General features: G+C 74.9%; 4 protein-coding genes and 1 tRNA gene. 2 read left to right on the top strand and 3 right to left on the bottom strand.

Annotation, left to right across the window (positions count from 1 at the left end; all coding sequences use genetic code 11):
* Positions 1-89: 89 nt before the first annotated feature.
* The 3 genes from WCS02_RS19465 to WCS02_RS19455 form a co-directional block, all read right to left on the bottom strand.
* Complete coding sequence (locus WCS02_RS19465) at positions 90-1205, bottom strand: spore photoproduct lyase family protein (protein ID WP_340295936.1); 1116 nt, start codon at positions 1203-1205, stop codon at positions 90-92.
* Positions 1206-1278: 73 nt separating this feature from the next.
* Positions 1279-1695 carry a VOC family protein gene (locus WCS02_RS19460; RefSeq protein WP_340295935.1) on the bottom strand — a complete coding sequence of 139 codons (417 nt, stop codon included), beginning with the start codon at positions 1693-1695 and terminating at the stop codon, positions 1279-1281.
* Positions 1696-1785: 90 nt separating this feature from the next.
* Positions 1786-1875 (bottom strand) — tRNA-Ser (locus WCS02_RS19455).
* A gap of 79 nt (positions 1876-1954) precedes the next feature.
* On the opposite strand from WCS02_RS19455, the gene WCS02_RS19450 reads away from it, so the two are divergent.
* Both WCS02_RS19450 and WCS02_RS19445 read left to right on the top strand, forming a co-directional pair.
* Complete coding sequence (locus WCS02_RS19450) at positions 1955-2251, top strand: hypothetical protein (RefSeq protein WP_340295934.1); 297 nt, start codon at positions 1955-1957, stop codon at positions 2249-2251.
* A gap of 60 nt (positions 2252-2311) precedes the next feature.
* A complete protein-coding gene (locus tag WCS02_RS19445; protein WP_340295933.1) occupies positions 2312-2707 on the top strand; it encodes a TfoX/Sxy family protein in 396 nt (131 codons plus the stop codon).
* Positions 2708-2724 lie beyond the last annotated feature (17 nt).

The raw sequence follows: 2724 nt of genomic DNA, 5'->3' as shown, positions 1-2724 counted from the left end.
ACTTGCCCCGGCACCACGGCGACCCGCGGGACGGCGGGCGACCGGGGCGCCGCCCGGGGCGGGCCGCGCCGCCGGTCCGGCCGGACGGCTCAGAAGGCGTAGCGGACGCGCAGCCACGGCGTCCGGTGCTCGACGCGCTCGAGCAGCTGGGCGACGTAGCGGCCCTTGTCGCCGGTCCGGTAGCGCACGTTGATCCCGCCGGTCTCCGACCGCTTGGCCTGCTGCAGGTCGGGGCGCCACAGCACGTCCTCGGCCTTCGGGTGCCAGCCGAGGTTGACCTCGTGGAGGCCGGCGTTGTGGGTGAGCATGATGACCTCGGCGGCCGCCTGGGCCTTGAACGCCGGCCCCGTGGTGTCGTCGAGCTGGACGAGGAGCTCGTCCCACGCCTGCAGCCAGCCGTCCTGGACGACGACGGGGCTGAGGTTGACGTGCACCTCGTACCCGGCGGCGACGAAGTCGTCGACGGCTGCCATCCGCGTCGCGACCGGGTCGGTGCGCACGTCGAGCAGCCTGGCCGCCTCGTGGGGCATGAGGCTGAAGCGGACCCGGGTGCGCCCCTGCGGGTCCCAGCCGAGCAGGTCGCGGTTGACGTGCTTGGTGGCGAACGACGCCTTGGCGGTGGGCAGGCCGCGGAACAGGTCGACGAGGTCGTGGACGTTGTCGGACAGCCGCGCGTCGACGGAGCAGTCGCTGTTCTCGCCGATGTCGTAGACCCACGCCGACGGGTCGACCTGGTCGGGCTCGGTCTTGGGACCCTGCCGGCGCACGTGGCGGGCGAGGTAGCCCGTGATCTGGTCGATGTTGGCGAACACCGTGACGGGGTTGCTGTAGCCCTTGCGCCGCGGCACGTAGCAGTACGCGCAGGCCATGGCGCAGCCGTTGGCGGTCGAGGGGGCGATCCAGTCGCTGCTGCGGCCGTTGCGCCGGGCGGTGAGCGACTTCTTGACCCCGAGCACCAGCGCCTCGGTCTTGATGCGGACCCAGCGGCGGACGTTGGCCTCGTCGCCCGCGAGCTCCGGGATCTGCCAGTGGCTCGCGACCTCGACCCGCTCGGCGTCCGGCCAGCGGGCCAGCACCTGCTGCCCACGGGGAAGCTCCGCGGCCTCGGGCTCGAGGTAGATGCGGCGGACGTCGAGCAGGGGCCGCGGCGGTCGGGGCGGGGTGGTCGGTGCTGCGGACGGGGCGGCGGCCGGTGTCGTCGTCATCACCCTGGACAACGTCGTGGACGCCGCGGTGACTCCCTCCGGGCCGAGGTTCCTGCCGCGCGCCCCGTGCCGGTCAGGCCGGGGCGGCGTACAGCTCCAGGGCGATGCCGTCGGGGTCGCGGAACTCCACCACGTGCCCCGCGCCGATGTCCTTGACGCCCCCGTGGGGGACGCCGAGGTCGTCGAGGACGGTGACGGCGTCGTCGAGCACCGCGCGCGAGCCGACCCGGAAGCTCAGGTGGTCCAGGCCGGTGCGGTCCTCGTCGAAGCGGTCCGTCGCGACCGGGCGCAGCCCCAGCAGCTGGTCGCCCAGGCGGTAGATGACACCGCCGAAGAGGAAGCCCAGCTGCTCGCGCGTCTGCTCGTCGGCGCCCGGCGGCACCTCGAAGGCCACCGGGAGTCCGAAGACGGCGTCGTAGAAGGCGCGGGAGCGGTCGATGTCGGTGACGGTGAGCCGGACGTGGGCGTAGGAGGTCGTGGGGATCGGCATGGCGCGATCATCCGGCCGGCGCCGTGGGTCGGCCACCCGCCCCGGACGCACGGACGCCGGGCCCCTGGGGGACCCGGCGTCGGGCGTGCCTGGCGGTGACGGTGGGATTTGAACCCACGGAGGAGTCTCCCCCTCACACGCTTTCGAGGCGTGCTCCTTAGGCCGCTCGGACACGTCACCGCGGAGAAGGGTACCCGCCGCCCCGGGACGGTCCGTCCGTCGCGCTCAAGGTCCGGTGCTCCCGCGCCGTACAGGTCCCATGGCCTTCCCCACCGCCGTCGTCAGCTCGCCGTCCGACGCCATCCCCGCCCCCGTCTACCGCGCCGCCGCCCGCACGGTGACGCGGGTCCTGGTGCCCGCCTGCCTCGTGCTGCTCGCGCTCGCGCTGCTCGAGGTCGTGACCTCGGGCGAGCTGCTGTCGCTCCAGCTCGCCGCCGTCACCGTCCTCGTCGTCACCGTCCCGGGTGCCCTCGTCGCCACCGAGGCGCTGGCCCGGCTCCGCATGGACGGCACGCTGCGCCGCATGGAGCGCGACCTCGGCACGCCGTCCGCCTGACCGCGCCGTCCTGCTGAGCGGGGGCTCCCCGCCGCCGGTCCTCGCGGGCACACTGCCGGGATGGTGGTGGACACCCGGCTGGCCGACCGGCTCCAGGCCCTGCTCGCCGACGAGCCGGGGCTGACGACCCGGTGGATGTTCGGCGGGCTCGCGTTCATGGTCGACGGGCACCTGGCGGTCTGCGCCGGCTCCGACGGCGAGCTCATGGTCCGGGCGCACCCGGACGACCTCGACGCCCTGCTCGGTGAGCCCGGTGCCCGCCCGTTCGAGATGCACGGCCGGTCGATGGCCGGCTGGCTGGGGGTCGGCACCGACGCGGTGGCCGCCGACGACGCGCTCGCCCGGTGGGCCGCGGTCGGGACCGGCTACGCGCGCTCGCTGCCGCCGAAGGCGCCCAGGCCGAGCCGTTCCCGCACCTCGGGGCGGCGCAGCGGCGGGACCGTCGCGGGCGGCTGACGGCGGGCGGGCAGCTC

This window comes from Aquipuribacter hungaricus (assembly GCF_037860755.1).
Taxonomy (GTDB): Bacteria; Actinomycetota; Actinomycetes; order Actinomycetales; family JBBAYJ01; genus Aquipuribacter; species Aquipuribacter hungaricus.
The sequence above is the reverse complement of the archived record's forward strand: the minus strand, read 5'-3'. Positions and strand labels throughout refer to the sequence as shown.

What these genes read in the sequence shown, in the direction of transcription:
- WCS02_RS19460 (WP_340295935.1), bottom strand. Translation starts at nt 1,695, where the DNA reads ATGCCGATCCCCACGACCTCCTACGCCCACGTCCGGCTCACCGTCACC.
- WCS02_RS19465 (WP_340295936.1), bottom strand. Translation starts at nt 1,205, where the DNA reads ATGACGACGACACCGGCCGCCGCCCCGTCCGCAGCACCGACCACCCCG.
- WCS02_RS19445 (WP_340295933.1), top strand. Translation starts at nt 2,312, where the DNA reads ATGGTGGTGGACACCCGGCTGGCCGACCGGCTCCAGGCCCTGCTCGCC.
- WCS02_RS19450 (WP_340295934.1), top strand. Translation starts at nt 1,955, where the DNA reads ATGGCCTTCCCCACCGCCGTCGTCAGCTCGCCGTCCGACGCCATCCCC.